We start from the raw sequence: 16,534 nt of genomic DNA, 5'->3' as shown, positions 1-16,534 counted from the left end.
CACCGAGCAGCATCATCAGGTACGTATTCCTTTCGCCTATGGAGCAGGACACGCATGACTCAGCGCACTCCCACCCCCGTTTTCAAGTCCGTCGGATGCGCTGAATGCCGCAATGCTGACGGGCTGGGATTCGACTTCACCATGGCTTTCCAGCCGATTTTCAACGTCAAAACCGGCGCCACCTACGCGTACGAGGCGCTGGTGCGCGGCATCAACGGAGAGTCGGCCGCCAGCATTCTGGGGAGAGTGAACGACAACAACCGTTACCGGTTCGACCAGGCCTGTCGGGTCAAGGCCATCGAGCTGGCCGCAGAGCTCGGACTGTTGGCGATTCCTGATTGCAAACTCAGCATCAACTTTTTACCCAATGCCGTTTACAGGGCCGAGACGTGCGTACGCGCCACACTGGAAGCCGCTCGCCTGTTTGATTTTCCCGTCGGGCGCCTGATGTTCGAAGTCACGGAAGGCGAGCGCGTGGACGATCCTGAGCACCTGAAATCGATTTTTGAAGAGTACGAGCGTCAGGGTTTCACGACGGCCATCGATGACTTCGGATCGGGCTACTCGGGGCTCAACTTTCTGGCGATGTTCCAGCCCAACGTCCTGAAAATCGACATGGCGCTGACCCGTGGCATTGATCGAGACCGCGCACGTCAGGCGATCATCGAGGGCATCGTGCTGGTGGCCAACCGGTTGGACATTACCGTCATTGCCGAGGGCATCGAGACGCCGCAGGAGTGTGAAACCTTGCGGAAAATGGGCGTCGAGCTGATGCAGGGCTACCTGTTCGCCCGTCCGGCGATCGGGACGCTGGCCGGTATGTCGCCGTATACAAGACCGTAGACGGGTAACCCGCGCCGGTAGAACACCTAATCACTCCCTATTTCCAGCGTCACGCACCAAGTTCCAGGAGTTTGTCATGCCATCCATTGACCTGAGTTTGCTGGGTGGACGCTACTCCCCGGTGGCGCTCATTGAGCGCGAAAGAAAGGTCCTGGGTCAGATCGCCAGCGGTATGCCGCTGGCGGAAGTGCTGAATGACCTTCTGCTCGCCATTGAAGCGCAGAGCCGTGACATTAAGGCGTCGGTGCTGTTTTTGAGCGAAGACGGTCAATACATGCTTCACGGAGCGGCGCCCAGCCTGCCGGCGCTTTACAACGAGGCCATTCACGGCATCGCCATTGGCGAGGGCATTGGCTCGTGCGGCACCGCTGCAGCGCGCGGTGCTGCTGTTTATGTCGACGATATCGCCAGCAGCCCGCTATGGCAGGGATACGCAGACCTTGCGGTTCCTCTCGGCTTGCGTGCTTGCTGGTCGATGCCAGTCAGGGCCGCGGACGGGAAAATTCTCGGCACGTTCGCGGTCTACTACGGCGAACCCCGCACGCCAACCGATGGCGATATCGAAGCCATCGCTGTCATTGCCCAGACCGTCGCGCTCGCCATCGAACGGCATCGCTCGGATCAGCGATTGCGCCAGAGCCAGGATGAACTGCGTGACCTCAACAATTACCTTGAGCGCAAGGTCAATGAGCGCGCCACAGAGCGAAGCCGTACCTGGCTGCTCAGCAATGACTTGCTGTCCGTCATCAACGCCCGCGGAATCATCGAGGCCTCCAATCCTGCCTGGACGATTTCCTTGGGCTGGTCTCCGGAAGAATTGCACACCACCTTTCTGTCCTTGATCCATCCGGACGATGTACCCGGCAGTGAAGCCGTCCTCACCCAGGCTGCCCGAGGCCGGCCGGTCTCCCGTTTTCAGAATCGCGTCCGTCATCGCAATGGCAAATACCGCTGGGTCGCGTGGGTGGCGGTCCTCGAGGACGGAAAGATCTATTGCAGCGGCCGCGACATCACCCATGAAAAAGATCAGGCCAACAACCTGGCGATTCGTACCCGGGAACGTGATCGGGCCTGGGGACTGTCACAGGAGCTGCTGGTGATCGCCTCGCCCAACGGCACGCTGGATGAAGTCAACGGACGCTGGACCGAACAGCTGGGATGGTCGGAAAGCGAGCTGATCGGTACCACCTTTTCAGACTACACGCACCCGGATGACCTGACAGGCTCGCTGGCCGCATTCACCACCCTGTTCGAGGCTCCACTGACCGTGCCCTATGAGTACCGACTGCGCCACAAGGACGGTTCGTACAAATGGTTCAGCTGGACAGGCACCTTCGAAGACGGTCGTGTCTACGCAGCAGGTCGGCATGTGACCAAGGAAAGAGAACAGGCCGAAGCGCTGCGCCAATCCCAGAAGATGGAAGCCTTCGGACAACTCACTGGCGGCGTGGCCCATGACTTCAATAATCTGCTGACGGTCATCCGGTCTTCGACCGATCTGCTGATGCGCCCGAACCTGACCGAAGAACGAAGACTGCGGTACGTGACCGCCATTTCAGAGACCGTCGATCGCGCCGCCCGGCTGACCGGGCAGTTGCTCGCCTTCGCGCGCAGACAAGCCCTTCAGCCGGAAGTCTTCAGCGCCTGCGAAAACGTCGATGCGATCAGCGGGATGATGAGAACACTCAGCGGCTCGAGAATCGAAACGGTGATCCAGCTCGACGAGCAGCCTTGCTGCGTGAACGCCGACCCCAGTCAGTTTGATACCGCGCTGGTCAACATGGTCGCCAATGCCCGGGACGCGATGATGGGCGAAGGCAGGCTCACACTCACGGTACGCCCCGTCGAATCCATGCCCTCCGTCAGGCTTCATCCGCCCTCGACCGGCGCTTTCGTGGCCATCTCGATCTCGGACACGGGCACAGGCATCGCTGCGACGCAGCTGGAGCACATTTTCGAACCGTTCTTCACCACCAAAAGCGTCGGCGAAGGCACGGGATTGGGGTTGAGTCAGGTATTTGGCTTCGCCAAGCAGTCCGGTGGCGAGATCGCCGTGGCCAGTGAATTGGGGAAAGGCACCACCTTCACCCTCTACCTCCCGCGCGTGAGCGAGGCAGGCTGGATGTCGAAACAGGCCCTCGCCGATATTCCCCTGCAAGAAGGTCACGGCACCTGTGTGCTGGTCGTGGAGGACAACAGCGACGTGGGCACCTCCGCCGTGCAGGCACTCACCGAACTGGGCTACAGGACAGTCCTGAGCACCAATGCGCTCCAGGCCATGGCCGAACTTGAATCCGCTGCCCAGCCGTTCGATGTGGTGTTTTCCGACGTGGTCATGCCAGGCATGACCGGCATCGAGTTCGCGAACGAGCTTCACACGCGCTACCCGGAACTCCCGGTCGTTCTGACGTCCGGTTACAGCCATGTACTGGCTGACAGAGGTTCCGACGGTTTCGAGCTGCTGCATAAGCCCTACTCCCTGGATCAACTTTCCCGAGCGCTCAGGAAGGTCGTCAGAAAATGAAGGGCCTTTCCGGTGACCCGTCCAGGGGTCACCGCTGCATCACCTGCTCTGTTCTTTCTTGGCCTCTTCGCTGAGTTCGACGACGAGTTTTGCCGCATCCACCTCGTCTTCCCGGTAATGCGTGCTGCCGTCGACGTCAGTCACCTCAAAGACCTGTTGATCTTCACCGCGACGTAACACCTCAGGCACTTCAATTCCTTCCAGCTTTTTGACGGTGACGGCCATGAAACCTCCTCGCGTTGCCTGCATGCCGGTGGCACGGCTGATGTGAATGTAAAACTCGGATCTCAAGGGCATACGGCCGTTCAATTTTCCTTCCTGCAAAAAACATTGAACCATTCTAATGGCGATCTGCCCTATCCCTCGCGCGGCGTCGTCCGCATCCCTACCCTCATCAAGATATTGCCTCATGAAGAATATGAAAAAGCTCCTGATCGCGGCGTTCTGCCTGTCCAGTCTCTCGCTCAATGCATACGCCGCCGAAATCTCCGGCGCACTCGGCGCCACCAGTCAGGGCGGTCTCACGGCCCGCGTCGGCCTGGGTTTCGATTGGGACAAGCGCTGGATGGAAAGCTCGACGGGCAAACTGACCGGCTACTGGGATCTGGGTTACACCTATTGGGAGGCTGGCGATGAGGCTGGCGGCCGTCATTCCGTGTCCTTCGCCCCGGTGTTCGTGTACGAATTCGGAAACGGCCACCTCAAGCCATTCGTAGAAGCAGGCATCGGCGTCGCGATGTTTTCAGGCACCACGGCGGGCGATCAGAAATTCGGTTCGGCCTTCAACTTTGAAGACCGCCTGGGCGCCGGCCTCAAAATCGGGGACACGCAAAAGGTAGGGTTGCGCGTCACCCATTACTCCAACGCGGGCATCAAAGAGCCGAACGACGGGATCGAATCCTACGCGTTGTTCTATAGCCATTCGATCTGACGCGAACTCGCCGCCCGTAGAAAATGGGGTGGCAGGTTTTTCACCTGCCACCCGCCCACAGCACTGAGACCCTTGCGGGGCTGCGGAACCAACATTTTCAACGATTTGTCAGAACCTTAACTATCCGTTTGACGAGCAATGATATGGCCGATTGGTACAGTAAATCGTTGGGACATGGGGCGTCCGTCTACCACCGTTTGAGAATTCTGGACGAACTCCGGCTGTTGCTGTGCCCGATGGCTGAATCGCCCTATCGCCTGATGATCGACGCCGCGACGGCAGAAACGTTTGTATTTTTCTCGAGCGAGCACGCCGAGATAGCACTGGCATTCGGGGCGCGGGCCTGCGCGTCTCCCGACGAAAACGCAGAGCATCTTGTCGACTTGCAGTATCGCCCCGTCATCATCACTGACAGCACTCGCGAACTGTTGCAACCGACGCCGCTGACCGCGTCCTGAAGACGCCACCAACGAAACCTGACCAACGAGACGCTCCCTGAAAAGAGGGCTAGCGCACGCCTTCGCTTTGGATAGAATAGCTGTCCGCAACAACCAGCAGCATCAGCCCCGCCCCGTACACGCATCGTGTTGCTGGCTGAATCAGTAGAGGACTGAGACGTGGAACAGTTAAAACGCCTGAAAAGCGGCATTGAGGGCCTTGATACCCTGTTGAAGGGCGGATTGGTCGCCGGGGCTTCGTATATTGTTCAAGGTCGCCCTGGCTCCGGGAAAACAATCCTTGCGAATCAGATCGGCTTCAACCATGTGCGCAACGGCGCCAATGTCCTTTTCGCCACGTTGCTCGCAGAGCCTCACGATCGCCTGTTCCATTTTCTGTCGACGCTCAGTTTCTTCGACAAAACCCAGATCGGCGGAAAGATCCAGTTCGTCAGCGCGTTTGACACCCTGGAAAATGATGGCCTGGACGAGGTCGTCAAATTGCTGCGTCGGGAAATCAGCAGACAGAAGTCCACGCTGATGATTCTGGATGGCCTCCTGAACGCCCGCTCCCAAGCCGAACTGCCTATCGACACCAAGAAGTTCATTTCCGAACTTCAGGGTCATGCCGCCTTCGCCGGCTGCACCGTCATCTTCCTGACCAGCTCGCAGCTGGACGACGGCAGCCCGGAGCACACCATGGTCGATGGCGTCATCGAGATGGGTGAAGAGACCTTTGGTCCCAGGACCGTTCGCCGCATGAGGCTGCGCAAAACCCGCGGAAGCGGTTCGTTGCCAGGCGCCCACGAATTTGAAATCACGGACAAGGGCATTGACGTTTACCCAAGGCTCGAAAGCGTCTTGAGCTGTGCGTCAGTGGTTGACCTGGCTTCGATCGCGCCTGTCAGCAGCGGCATCGACTCACTGGATCCGCAGATCGGCGGTGGGCTCGTCGGCTCTTCAGTGACCTTGCTCACGGGCCCGTCCGGCGCCGGGAAAACCTCCATCGGGATGCACTTCCTGAGCAAATGCACGCCGCAGGAGCCGGGGCTGTTATTCGGTTTTTTCGAATCGCCGCAGCGGCTGAGGGTCAAGGCCAACGCGTTCGGTATCGACCTTGACGCCATGCAGAGCAGCGGAGCCCTGCACGTCATCTGGAATCCCACCACGCCCGGTCTGATCGACAAGCTGGGCTACGACTTGCTCAAGGTTGTCGAAGAGAAAGGGATCAAGCGAGTCTTCATCGACAGCCTCAGCGGAATGGGCCGCGTCGCGGCGGACAAGAGCAGAATTCATGACCTGCTCGCCGCGCTGATGGCGGAATTGCGGACCCGAGGCGTCACCACCATGGCCTCGTGGGAGACGCAGACACTGCTGGGCAGTGAGATCGATGCACCGGCTTCGGACCTCTCAAGCATCGTGGACAATCTGCTCCTCATCCGATTCGCACGAAAAGGTTCTGAACTTAAACGCGAGCTTTTTATTCTGAAAATCAGGGACAGCGCCTACGACCCCTCTCTGCTGGAGGTGGCCATAGGTGATTTCGGGGTAGCCGTGAATAAGGTCTGACTCATGCACATGTTTAAAACGACACAGCGAGTCTGGCTTGCACGACCAAGCACATTTGACTGGCTCCGACGAGCGCTCACGTCATGACGACCATTCTTATCGTCGACGACGAATACCTGATTGCAGACATTCTGAGCTTTGCGCTTGAGGATGAGGGGTACATGACCGTCACCGCTGGAAGCGGAAAGAAGGCGCTGGAAATCCTGGACAGGGAGCGCCCGGACCTCATCATCACCGACTTCATGATGCCCGGCATGACTGGTATCGAGTTTGCGGACGCGGTGAGGAGCAGAGATCTTCACGCCGCCACGCCAATCATGCTCATGAGCGGGGCACAGGCTTACCTCGGCGTTGCGCGCCCGGACCTCTTCATCGAGGTCCTGGATAAACCGTTTGATATCGATGTGGTGGTCGACAAGATCAAAGCGCTGGTTGCCAGAAGCTGACCGGCGCCCCGTTGCCTGTCTCGGGTCTCAGTGACGGTTCCTCACAGCGCCGTGCCACGCGTACGCAGAATCTGCAACGTCAGGTCTCTGCCCAGCATCCCCCGTCGTCACGCCAGACCGTATTCGAGAATCAGGGCCTGCGCGGGATCAGGGTAACTCCCCTGAGCACCCACACAGACCTTCGCGATCAGAACGTCATGCTGGCCGTGAGCCGGGCGGTTCTCAACGCACCCTCTTCCACCTGGAGCGTGCTGCTGCCAGTCGTCGACGGGTAGTACTCCTTGTTGAACAGGTTGTCGATGTTCAGTTGCAGGCTGGTTTTGTAGTCTCGGGTCGGCAGGTCCCAGCGAACGAACGCATCGGCCAGGGTGTAGCTGTCGAGCCAGAAGCTGTTGGCATCGTCCCCCGGACGCTGGCCGACGTAGCGAGCACCGGCGCCGACATGCCACTTGCCCGTATCAGCCGGCAGCGCGAGATGGTGAGTCAGGTAGAGGCTGGCGCTGTGCATCGGCGCGTTAGGCAGACGATTGCCTTCCTGCTCGGGCGACTCGTCGTTCTTCAACACTTCTGTATGGTCGTACGCATAGGTGCCGATAACGCTCCAGTTTTGGGCGATCTCACCGGTCACATCCAGCTCGACCCCGCGTGAGCGTGCTTTACCCACCGCTTCGTCGATGCTGTCGCCATTGCTTTGCAGCACGCTGTTCACGAGGTTCTTTTTAACGATGTCGTAGACCGCCAGGTTCACGTTGAGCTTTTCGACTGGCGTGTATTTGATCCCGGCTTCGTAGCTGCGACCTTCAGTGGGTTTGAAGCTGTTGCCTGCATCATCGGCGTCGTTGGGCACGAAGGAACGGCTGTAGTTGGCATAGAGCGCCACCGTTTCCGTTGGCTGATAGACGATCCCGCCAAACGGAATAAATTTATCCCCGTTGGAATCAGCGCCCGGCGCATACGCGCTGCCCAGCCCCTGATCGCTGTACTGATCCCAGTGCTCCTGACGCCCGCCGAACACCAGAATCCACTGGTCGTTCAGGTGCCAGTTGTCCTTGAAGTACGCCGAAGTGGTGACGAGGTTGTTTTGCGCATTGCTCTGTGCGGCGCTGATGGTCACAGGTTCGGCGAGGTTGCCGTAAGCGGGATTCTGAATGTTGAGGTTGCCGGCCGTGGTGCTGGTATTGCGGTAGGTTTTGCCACGGTATTTATCCAGCGATTCGTTGTCGATGCCGACCGTGATCTCGTGCCGTTGCCCGAATATCTGCTGGTCGCCCAGGAAATCCAGCGCGGTATAGCGGCTTTCGTAATCGTAATGGCCACCGTTGGCGATTCGCCGCAAGGTGTTGCCGTTTAACGTGCTGGGCTGTGCAATGGCCAGACTGTAGCGATCCTCCGTCCAGCCATAGGTCAGGCGGCTGCGCCAATCGTCGTTGAGCTGATACTCGAACTTGGCGGTCGTGCTTTGGCTGATACCCTGCGTCTTCGCCCAACGCTCATCCAGACGATCGCGGTAGCTGATGTCCGCAGGATGCCCACCCACAAACACCGTGCCGCGATCAAACGGGCTGGCGTAGTCGTTGTAGGTGTAGGCCAGCGAGAAACTGGCACGATCACCCACCCAGGCAATCGAGGGCGCAATCAGCGTGTGTTCGTCGACACCGTAGTTGCGCCAGTAATCTTCATGGCTGCGTTCGGCGATCAGACGATAAGCGAGGCCGGTATCGCCCAGCGGGCCGGTCGTGTCGACGCCGAAAGAGCCGCCGCCCTCGCTGTAACCTGACCCGGTCAGCGTCGTGCTGCGGGTGAACTGCGGCTGTTTGCTGATCACGTTAATCAGACCGCCGGGCTCAAGCGCGCCGTACATCAGTGACGCGGGCCCCTTCAGCACTTCCACATGATCGGTGGTGGCGCCCAGGTTGTGGCCGATGGCCGAACGGATGCCGTCGCGCAGGATGGAGTTGTCGTCGTTGCTGCCGAAACCGCGTTTGATCACCGCGTCCTTGGTGCCGCCCAAGGTGTTGGTCTGGGTGACACCGCTGACGAAGCGCATCGCATCATTGAGGTCCTTCACCTGATAGTCATCGAGCGTTTGTGCCGTCACGGTGTTGACGGTCTGCGCCTCATCGCGGTTCTGGGTCGCCCCTTTGCTCGCGGTGCTGTTGTCGGCGCGGGTATAGCTGCTGGCCTCGCCACTGGCGTCATACGTGGACTCAATGGTGCTGACCGGAAGCTCGGTGACCGGCTGGGCGGCCATCGCCAGACACGGCAGGGCCGAACACAAAAGGAGCGAAGCATTGGTGCGGTTGAGCAGCATGACCACGTGAGTGACTCCGTAGAGAAAAGCGAAAGAGAATGATTCCTATCTCTCTACACGGGTCGAAACAGCATTTACCTCACAGGTTTTTGAAAAATATTTTCGGCTGGACGAAAACACGGCACCACAGACCTGACACCTACCCTGCAGGCGCATCAGAAAATCCGGCGTCCGTGGAGGGGCAATGGCGACCTCGACTCAAGAAATAGGGTTGATCCAGAAGTGCGGGAGCCCGCCATCCGCACCGACGCCATGGGTGTGATGACTCTCTTGCGCCGGGCGCTGATACCCTGTCGGAACTATCGCTTTGCAACCGACTCGCATAGCAATCCACCCTGCCTCTGATGGACTTGAGTCTCTATGATCCAGCCGCCCGCGACAGACAGTCTGTCGTTCCTGCCTCCGAGTAAACTTGGCGAGCTGATTCGTCACCACGACTGGTCCTCAAGTGGTTTGGGCGCCCCTGCGCTGTGGCCGCAGAGTCTTAAAACGGTGACGTCGATGCTGCTCGCATCCCCGGTGCCCATCGTGCTGCTGTGGGGCGCCAAGGGCATCATGATCTACAACGACGCCTATTCCGTTTTTGCCGGGGAGCGCCATCCCCGCCTGTTGGGTTCTGAAGTCCGAAAAGGCTGGGCGGAAGTCGCCGACTTCAATGACCAGGTCATGCGCATCGGCCTGTCTGGCCAGACCCTGGCCTACAAAGACCAAGAGCTGACGCTGTATCGCCATGGGCACGCGGAGCAGGTCTGGATGGACCTGGATTATTCCCCCGTTTATGACGAAAGTGGCACGCCTGCCGGTGTGATTGCCATTGTCGTGGAGACCACATCGAGGATCCTGGCACGCCGCAACCTTCAGCAAAGCGAACAGCGCTTCCGCGCGCTGGTCAACGCAACGGCTGACGTCGTGTATCGGGTATCACCCGACTGGCGCAACCTGCGTCAACTCGACGGTAAAGGTTTCCTTGAAGACGGCATCCCTTCCGACCTCAGTTGGCTGGACACCTACGTCCCGCCGCAACACCAGCCTGAGGTCAATCTGGCGATCAAAGAAGCGATCCGCACTAAAAGCACGTTTACCCTCGAGCACCCGGTCATACGGACCGATGGAACGTTGGGCTGGGTGCTGTCCCGCGCCGTTCCACTGTTTGACGAGCACGGCGAAATCATCGAATGGTTCGGCACCGCCACAGACGTTACCGGGCGCAGGGAAGCGGAAGAAGCACTGCGGGCCAATGAGCGGCGGCTGCATTTTCTGGATGCGCTGGGGAAGGAAACCGCCCGCAGCAACGACGCCGACGTCATCATGGCCACCACCACGCGGATGTTGGGCGAACACCTGCAGATCGCCGTCTGTGCCTATGCCGACATGGAGTCGGATGAGGACAGTTTCACCATCCGCGGCGACTGGCATGCGCCCGGCTCGACCAGCATTGTCGGGCATTACCGTCTGGCTGACTTCGGCAAACTGGCAATGCGCAACCTGCATTCGGGCCTGCCACTGATCCTGAACGACAACGCCGGCGAGCTGGAGCCCGCCGAGGCTCAGGCGTTTCTGAGCATCGGGCTGGCGGCCACGGTCTGCATGCCGTTGGTGAAGGACGGTCGGCTCACGGCACTGATGGCGATTCATGACCGGGTTCCCCGCCAGTGGGCCCCGCGCGAACTGTCGCTGCTGGCCGAAGTGGCCGAGCGGTCCTGGGCGCATATCGAACGGGTGCGCGCCGAGTCCAGACGCCGCGACAGCGAAGAGCGCTTTCGCCTCGACCTTGAGGCCCGGGTGCTCGAGCGCACCGAGGCCTTGCGCCAGAGCGAAGCCAACATTCGTCGCACCGAGCAAGCCTTGCATCAATCGCAGAAGATGGAGGCGTTAGGCAGTCTCACAGGCGGCATTGCCCATGACTTCAACAACCTGCTGATGGCGGTCATTGGCAGCCTTGAGCTGTTGCGTCGGCGAATGCCACCGACCCCGCACCTGCTGCAACTGGTCGATAACGCGCGCACCGGCGCAGAGCGAGGCGCCACGCTGATCGCTCGTATGCTGGCCTTCGCCCGCCGGCAAGAACTGCGCGCTGAGGCTGTCGAACTCGGTGAATTGATCACGGGCATGAGCGAACTGCTGCAACGTTCACTCGGGCCCACCATCGAGCTGCAGATAACCCCCGCGTCCGCCGCGGTCTGGGTATTGACCGACCCCAACCAGCTGGAAGCGGCGCTGCTGAATCTGGCTGTCAATGCGCGCGACGCCATGGACGGCCAAGGGCAGATCAGAATCGAAGCAAGCCTGCGGACCGTGCTGGCAGCGGACGCACAGCTCAACCCCGGAGAATACGGGTGCCTTTGCGTCATCGACACCGGTCGGGGAATGGACGATGAGACGCTCAAGCGCGCGACTGAACCGTTCTTCACCACCAAGGGCATCGGGCAAGGCACTGGCTTGGGCTTGTCCATGGTGCACGGGCTGGTTCAGCAATCAGGCGGCGCCTTGCGTTTGTGCAGCAGCCCGGGTATCGGAACGACCGCCGCGCTGTGGTTGCCGGCCACGACAGCACCCGCACAGGCGCTGGACACAGGCTCGCAACAACCGGTGCGCGACCTGGCTCACCCTGCCGCGTGGGACATTCTGGCGGTGGACGACGATGAGCTGGTGCTGCTCAGCACCGTGGAGATGCTCAGGGACATGGGGCATCGCGTGCAGGCCGTACGTTCCGCGCACGAAGCGCTGAGCTGGCTGGAGCGGCAACGATTCAACATGGTGATCTCCGATCACGCCATGCCCCACATGACGGGGGCCCAGCTGGCGGCCCTGGTCTGCGAGCGCTGGCCGGACCTGCCGCTGATCCTGGTCTCGGGGTACGCAGAAATGGTCACCGGGCTCCCTGCGCAAATCCCTCGCCTGGCCAAGCCATTCTCTCAAGCGCAATTGATGGAGGTGATGAGCGCTGTCGCGGCAAAACAGTCCTCAACCCCCGATGCTGACGACCCTGAACGCTAGCCGCCTTAGCCCTGGCCGCCGTTCGATGGCAAACTCTTCTTCATTTGATCCTTTCGGAGACCACCATGCTGCGTGCATTTGAGCGTTGGCTCGACCCCTTCCCTCCCGACGAAGTCCCGCCACCTCCCGACGGGCTGGCGCGGTTCCTGTGGGCCTGCACGCGTGGCGCCCGGGGCTATATCCTCGCGTTCGCGTTGCTCAGCGCCGGGGTGTCGATCTACGAAGCCTGGCTGTTTTCCTTCCTGGGCCAGGTGGTGGACTTGCTCTCGACCTGGAAGACCGGCGGCGCGGTGACCGATCAGGAGCGTCACGTGTTGTGGGGCATCGGCATTGTGTTGTTGACCAGTATCGGGCTGGTGGCGTTGCGCACGATGGTCCAGCACCAGATTTTGGCGATCAACCTGCCGTTGCGTCTGCGCTGGGACTTCCATCGCCTGATGCTGCGCCAGAGTCTGTCGTTCTTTTCCGATGAATTCTCAGGCCGGGTCACCACTAAGGTGATGCAGACCGCACTGTCCGTGCGCGAAGTACTGTTCACCCTTATCGAAATCGCGCCCGGGATCGGCGTGTATTTCATCGCGATCATCGCACTGGCCGGTGGCTTCGCGCTGAAACTGATGCTCCCGTTCATAGCCTGGATCGTATTGTTCGGGCTGGCCATGTGGTACTTCGTGCCGCGCCTGGGGAAGGTCGGGCAGGAACAGGCCAATGCGCGGTCGTCGATGACCGGACGGATCTCGGACGCCTACACCAACATCACCACCGTCAAACTGTTCTCCCATTCCAAACGTGAAGCGCACTTCGCACGCGCGGCCATGGAGGACTTCAAGCAGACCGGCTTCCGGCAGATGCGCCTCGTGAGCCAGTTCGAGATCGTCAACCAGGCGCTGGTGGTCGGATTGATTCTGGCAGCCGGCGGCTACGCGCTGTGGTTGTGGCATCAAGACGAAGTCGGCGCGGGCGCCGTCGCCGCGATTACCGCGATGGCGTTGCGCATCAACGGCATGTCTCACTGGATCATGTGGCAAATGACGTCCCTGTTCGAAAACATCGGCACGGTACAGGATGGGATGGCGACCCTGACCCGCGGCCCCAAGGTTCAGGATGCGCCGCACGCAAGCGTGCTGGTGACCTCCGGCGGCGCCGTGACCTTCGACAAGGTGAGCTTCAATTACGGTGGGGAGCGGCAAGTGCTCGACGGGTTGAGCCTGAGCATCCAGCCGGGTGAAAAGATCGGCCTGGTCGGCCGCTCCGGCGCGGGCAAATCCACGCTCATCAACCTGCTGCTGCGCTTCTACGACGTGGACAGCGGCGAGATCCGCATCGACGGGCAGAACATCGCGCACGTCACCCAGGACAGCCTGCGCAGCGCCATCGGCATGGTCACTCAGGACACCTCCCTGCTCCACCGCTCCATTCGCGACAACATCGCCTACGGCCGACCCGACGCGACCGACGCTCAGATTCACAGCGCCGCAGCCAACGCCCAGGCCGACGGTTTCATCCGCCAGCTCAGCGACAAGCAGGGACACACCGGGTACGACACCCTGGTGGGCGAGCGCGGTATCAAGCTTTCGGGCGGTCAGCGTCAACGGGTCGCGATTGCGCGGGTGATGCTCAAGAACGCTCCCATCCTGCTGCTGGACGAGGCGACCAGCGCGCTGGACTCAGAAGTCGAAGTCGCCATTCAGGAAAGCCTGGATGAAATGATGGAAGGCAAAACCGTGATCGCCATCGCCCACCGGCTGTCCACGATAGCCGCCATGGACCGACTCATCGTCATGGATGACGGCCGTATCATCGAGCAAGGCACGCACACTGAATTGCTCGCGAAAAACGGCGTCTATGCACGGCTGTGGCAGCACCAGAGTGGCGGGTTTCTGGGTGAGGATCAGGGGGTGGTCGAGGCGAGCGAGCAGGCTTGAGGGTTGTCGGCATTGGGCGATCAACGCTGATCGCCCAGGCTTCGCCGTCATTAATTGACGAACAGTAACGCGACCGCCGACACCTGCATCGCTGGATCAGAAAGAGTCCGACCCGGAAGCCGGCCCCCCATGTCGCACAAACGGCAAAGGCTGAACACCCTCCGCGCCCGCAGTTTTCGGCTTACCTTTGAGGGCTTCCATCAACTGCGCGGTCGCACTGGCGAGTGAAGCGTTGAGACTGGCAAGTTGTTGGTTGATGGCTTCAATACGTTGAGTCTTTTCATCGTCGGATACGTTTTTAGATGACTGGATTGACTGCAGTTGCGCCTGCTGCTCCTGAAGGGCTTGTTGCAACTCTTTAATGTGCTCGCGAATTTTCGCGATTTCCTTGGCCTCAGTATTCGCCGGTTTTTTGCTGTCGCTCTGCGCGGACGCAAAGGCCTTCAACCCCTCAACAGAGAGATTGACTTTGACGGCGTCGCGAGGCTGGATACTGCTGCTCACCTCGGCCGCCGTCAAAGCAGGCTGAACAGTGATTCTTGCATCGATGTCTCGATTAGAGGGGATGATCGAGTGATGGATAGTGACACCAGAAAGGGTATTCATTGTTCATTCCCTGTTTGAATAAACGTCTTGGTTTTGTCTGGTCATGACAGTGCGCCAACCGCCGTTGCAGTGAACAGAACGATAAGGTTCATCGTGACGATGTCCATGAAGAGTGCCAATAGTTGGAAATCCTTATAATGCCGTCAAGCGCGAAACCTCTCATGGCACTTATTCAGGGTTAATTGTCCGCTTGGGGCGTTACTTACAGAGTGGACGTTTGCAACCCACGTTAAAAACATCAACTTCACACTGAATAATTGTTTCATCAGCGCGAAACTTAAAACGTCCCGCGGATGACAGATCACACTTGGCCGTTACGCCATTGCCTTCATGCTGGACTTGCCAACGCCGAGGGCTCACGCCTTTCACTCGTCTGAACAAGCGCGTGAAATACGACTGATCCGCGAACCCGCACTCAAGGGCAATCTGATTAATCGTCAGGCGTCGATCCTTTAACAGTTGTTCGGCTTTCGACAGTTTTTCCCGCCGGAGCCAGTCATGCGGCGAAAGCCCGGTAGAATTTTTAAACGCCCGAGAAAAGTGGCTTCTGGACAAGGCACACGCTTTCGCGACTTTTTCGACCGTCCCTCGCTCTACCATCAGTTGAGACATGAGCACCTGCGCCTTCTTGACTCTCCATGGGGCTAATCGCTCTCTGGAACGCTTCCAGTCAGCGGCATTTTCCGATTGCATCGATTTGTCTTCCAGGCTTCATCCAAACTTCTTCACCGATCCACGGCGCGCCGACAATCGTCTCGCGACACCTTTGCGGTCAGCAAAACACCCCTCGCTGCAGCGCAACGAAGGGCTTCGCGTTGCTCGACCCTCAGTCAGGTCATCAGTAATCCCAGAACCCCGCCACCCACCGAAAGGCGTCGCCGTCGACGGCGATTCGACCCACCGACGGAAACGGCAGGTGGGTCGCGACGAACAGCTCCCCACTGGCCGCGGCTTCTTGCAGCAACCGAACGCGCACCCGGACCGACTCCTCGGGATCATGTTCGAACCCGTTCTGCCAGTCGGGGTGCTCGAAGGCCACCGGGAACAGCGCGTCGCCAGCGAATGTCAGCCGTTCGCCGCAGGAGTTCACATAAACCACACAATGCCCTGGTGTATGGCCCCCTGTAACCTTGGCAACTACGCCGGGCGCAACTTCATATTCGTCCTCGAAGGTGCGCACCTTGCTGCCGTATTCACTCATGAACTGATTGGCAGTCGTGCGCAAAACATCAGGGACAGGCTCAGGCATGGACGTCTGCGAAAAGTCAGGGGCTTTCCAGAACGCGACTTCGCTCGCCGCCACGTGGATACGGATGTCCGGACGCAACCGGGCTTTCACCTCCTCGACCAGCAGCCCGCCAATATGGTCCATGTGCATATGGGTAATGATCACGTCAGTCACGGCAGACAGCTCGATACCCGCCGCTTTCAAACGATTGGGGAACTGACCTGCGCGCGGGAATCCGGGGAATTGTCCGCCCAGCCCCGCATCGACCAGAATGACCTGCTCGCCGCTGCGCACGACCAGTACATTCAGTGCCCAGTCGAAGGCATCAGGCCCCAGAAACATGTCCTTGAACCAGGCGGCGCGCACGACCGGGTCGACGTTGGTGGACATGGTCTCGGTCGGCAGCGGCAGAACACCGTCGCTGACCACCATCACGTCGATGTCGCCGACACGCAGCGCATAGCGCGACGGAACGAGCTCTTCAAACCCGGCGGCGCCAATGGGTTGATGCCCGCCCGGCGTCGACGACGACTGCCCACTGTCCTGCAGAAACGACGATGCCCGTGGGGCGGGATGATTGAGGTAGGTTGTCATGGTGGTTCTCCTTAGGCTCGGCTCAGACATTCAGGCGCGCGGCTGGGTTACCGCGCGAGCGATGAATCGCTCAGGGGGAAAGTCTGCGCCGCCGCCTCTCAGGCCCGGAACCACACTTGGGTA

General features: G+C 59.8%; 13 protein-coding genes. 8 read left to right on the top strand and 5 right to left on the bottom strand.

Annotated features, from left to right (window positions below; all coding sequences use genetic code 11):
- Window positions 1-54 precede the first annotated feature (54 nt).
- Both AB4N84_RS20960 and AB4N84_RS20955 read left to right on the top strand, forming a co-directional pair.
- Window positions 55-843, top strand: a complete 789-nt coding sequence (locus AB4N84_RS20960) for an EAL domain-containing protein (RefSeq protein ID WP_460042968.1) — start codon at window positions 55-57, stop codon at window positions 841-843.
- A 76-nt stretch (window positions 844-919) separates the two neighbouring features.
- On the top strand, window positions 920-3,367 hold the full coding sequence (locus AB4N84_RS20955) for a PAS domain-containing protein (protein WP_460042966.1): 2,448 nt from the start codon (window positions 920-922) through the stop codon (window positions 3,365-3,367).
- Window positions 3,368-3,406: 39 nt separating this feature from the next.
- Here the strand turns inward: AB4N84_RS20955 and AB4N84_RS20950 are convergent, their stop codons facing one another.
- Window positions 3,407-3,592 (bottom strand): hypothetical protein, encoded by a 186-nt coding sequence (locus AB4N84_RS20950; protein ID WP_074750186.1) that lies wholly within the window; start codon window positions 3,590-3,592, stop codon window positions 3,407-3,409.
- A 193-nt stretch (window positions 3,593-3,785) separates the two neighbouring features.
- On the opposite strand from AB4N84_RS20950, the gene AB4N84_RS20945 reads away from it, so the two are divergent.
- The 4 genes from AB4N84_RS20945 to AB4N84_RS20930 all read left to right on the top strand — a co-directional run bounded on the left by AB4N84_RS20945 (window position 3,786) and on the right by AB4N84_RS20930 (window position 6,750).
- Window positions 3,786-4,298, top strand: a complete 513-nt coding sequence (locus tag AB4N84_RS20945; RefSeq protein ID WP_460047080.1) for an acyloxyacyl hydrolase — start codon at window positions 3,786-3,788, stop codon at window positions 4,296-4,298.
- A 143-nt stretch (window positions 4,299-4,441) separates the two neighbouring features.
- Window positions 4,442-4,756 carry a hypothetical protein gene (locus tag AB4N84_RS20940; RefSeq protein WP_460042965.1) on the top strand — a complete coding sequence of 105 codons (315 nt, stop codon included), beginning with the start codon at window positions 4,442-4,444 and terminating at the stop codon, window positions 4,754-4,756.
- Window positions 4,757-4,915: 159 nt separating this feature from the next.
- Window positions 4,916-6,304, top strand: a complete 1,389-nt coding sequence (locus AB4N84_RS20935; RefSeq protein ID WP_460042964.1) for an ATPase domain-containing protein — start codon at window positions 4,916-4,918, stop codon at window positions 6,302-6,304.
- Between the two features lie 83 nt (window positions 6,305-6,387).
- Window positions 6,388-6,750, top strand: coding sequence for a response regulator (locus tag AB4N84_RS20930; protein WP_074749464.1), 363 nt, complete (start codon window positions 6,388-6,390; stop codon window positions 6,748-6,750).
- A gap of 187 nt (window positions 6,751-6,937) precedes the next feature.
- Here AB4N84_RS20930 and AB4N84_RS20925 read toward each other — a convergent pair whose 3' ends face one another.
- Window positions 6,938-9,061, bottom strand: a complete 2,124-nt coding sequence (locus tag AB4N84_RS20925) for a TonB-dependent siderophore receptor (RefSeq protein WP_460047079.1) — start codon at window positions 9,059-9,061, stop codon at window positions 6,938-6,940.
- Between the two features lie 360 nt (window positions 9,062-9,421).
- Between AB4N84_RS20925 and AB4N84_RS20920 the strand changes: the two genes are divergently transcribed.
- Together AB4N84_RS20920 and AB4N84_RS20915 are read left to right on the top strand one after the other, a co-directional pair.
- Window positions 9,422-12,058, top strand: coding sequence for an ATP-binding protein (locus tag AB4N84_RS20920; RefSeq protein ID WP_460042963.1), 2,637 nt, complete (start codon window positions 9,422-9,424; stop codon window positions 12,056-12,058).
- A 65-nt stretch (window positions 12,059-12,123) separates the two neighbouring features.
- A complete protein-coding gene (locus tag AB4N84_RS20915) occupies window positions 12,124-13,983 on the top strand; it encodes an ABC transporter ATP-binding protein (protein ID WP_460042961.1) in 1,860 nt (619 codons plus the stop codon).
- 96 nt (window positions 13,984-14,079) lie between these two features.
- Here the strand turns inward: AB4N84_RS20915 and AB4N84_RS20910 are convergent, their stop codons facing one another.
- The 3 genes from AB4N84_RS20910 to AB4N84_RS20900 form a co-directional block, all read right to left on the bottom strand.
- The gene (locus AB4N84_RS20910) at window positions 14,080-14,589 is read right to left on the bottom strand and encodes a hypothetical protein (protein ID WP_460042960.1); all 510 of its coding nucleotides are present in this window, start codon (window positions 14,587-14,589) and stop codon (window positions 14,080-14,082) included.
- 198 nt (window positions 14,590-14,787) lie between these two features.
- On the bottom strand, window positions 14,788-15,201 hold the full coding sequence (locus AB4N84_RS20905; RefSeq protein WP_460042959.1) for a helix-turn-helix domain-containing protein: 414 nt from the start codon (window positions 15,199-15,201) through the stop codon (window positions 14,788-14,790).
- 226 nt (window positions 15,202-15,427) lie between these two features.
- Window positions 15,428-16,411 carry an MBL fold metallo-hydrolase gene (locus AB4N84_RS20900; protein ID WP_460042958.1) on the bottom strand — a complete coding sequence of 328 codons (984 nt, stop codon included), beginning with the start codon at window positions 16,409-16,411 and terminating at the stop codon, window positions 15,428-15,430.
- Between the last annotated feature and the right edge of the window lie 123 nt (window positions 16,412-16,534).

The organism is Pseudomonas sp. S2_H01 (assembly GCF_054668305.1).
Note: the sequence above shows the minus strand (reverse complement) of the source record. Positions and strands in the feature narration are given on the sequence as shown.

Coding starts and splice junctions, on each gene's coding strand:
- AB4N84_RS20910 (WP_460042960.1), bottom strand. CDS start 14,589: ATGAATACCCTTTCTGGTGTCACTATCCATCACTCGATCATCCCCTCT.
- AB4N84_RS20920 (WP_460042963.1), top strand. CDS start 9,422: ATGATCCAGCCGCCCGCGACAGACAGTCTGTCGTTCCTGCCTCCGAGT.
- AB4N84_RS20905 (WP_460042959.1), bottom strand. CDS start 15,201: ATGTCTCAACTGATGGTAGAGCGAGGGACGGTCGAAAAAGTCGCGAAA.
- AB4N84_RS20950 (WP_074750186.1), bottom strand. CDS start 3,592: ATGGCCGTCACCGTCAAAAAGCTGGAAGGAATTGAAGTGCCTGAGGTG.
- AB4N84_RS20940 (WP_460042965.1), top strand. CDS start 4,442: ATGGCCGATTGGTACAGTAAATCGTTGGGACATGGGGCGTCCGTCTAC.
- AB4N84_RS20930 (WP_074749464.1), top strand. CDS start 6,388: ATGACGACCATTCTTATCGTCGACGACGAATACCTGATTGCAGACATT.
- AB4N84_RS20915 (WP_460042961.1), top strand. CDS start 12,124: ATGCTGCGTGCATTTGAGCGTTGGCTCGACCCCTTCCCTCCCGACGAA.
- AB4N84_RS20900 (WP_460042958.1), bottom strand. CDS start 16,411: ATGACAACCTACCTCAATCATCCCGCCCCACGGGCATCGTCGTTTCTG.
- AB4N84_RS20960 (WP_460042968.1), top strand. CDS start 55: ATGACTCAGCGCACTCCCACCCCCGTTTTCAAGTCCGTCGGATGCGCT.
- AB4N84_RS20945 (WP_460047080.1), top strand. CDS start 3,786: ATGAAAAAGCTCCTGATCGCGGCGTTCTGCCTGTCCAGTCTCTCGCTC.
- AB4N84_RS20955 (WP_460042966.1), top strand. CDS start 920: ATGCCATCCATTGACCTGAGTTTGCTGGGTGGACGCTACTCCCCGGTG.
- AB4N84_RS20925 (WP_460047079.1), bottom strand. CDS start 9,061: ATGCTGCTCAACCGCACCAATGCTTCGCTCCTTTTGTGTTCGGCCCTG.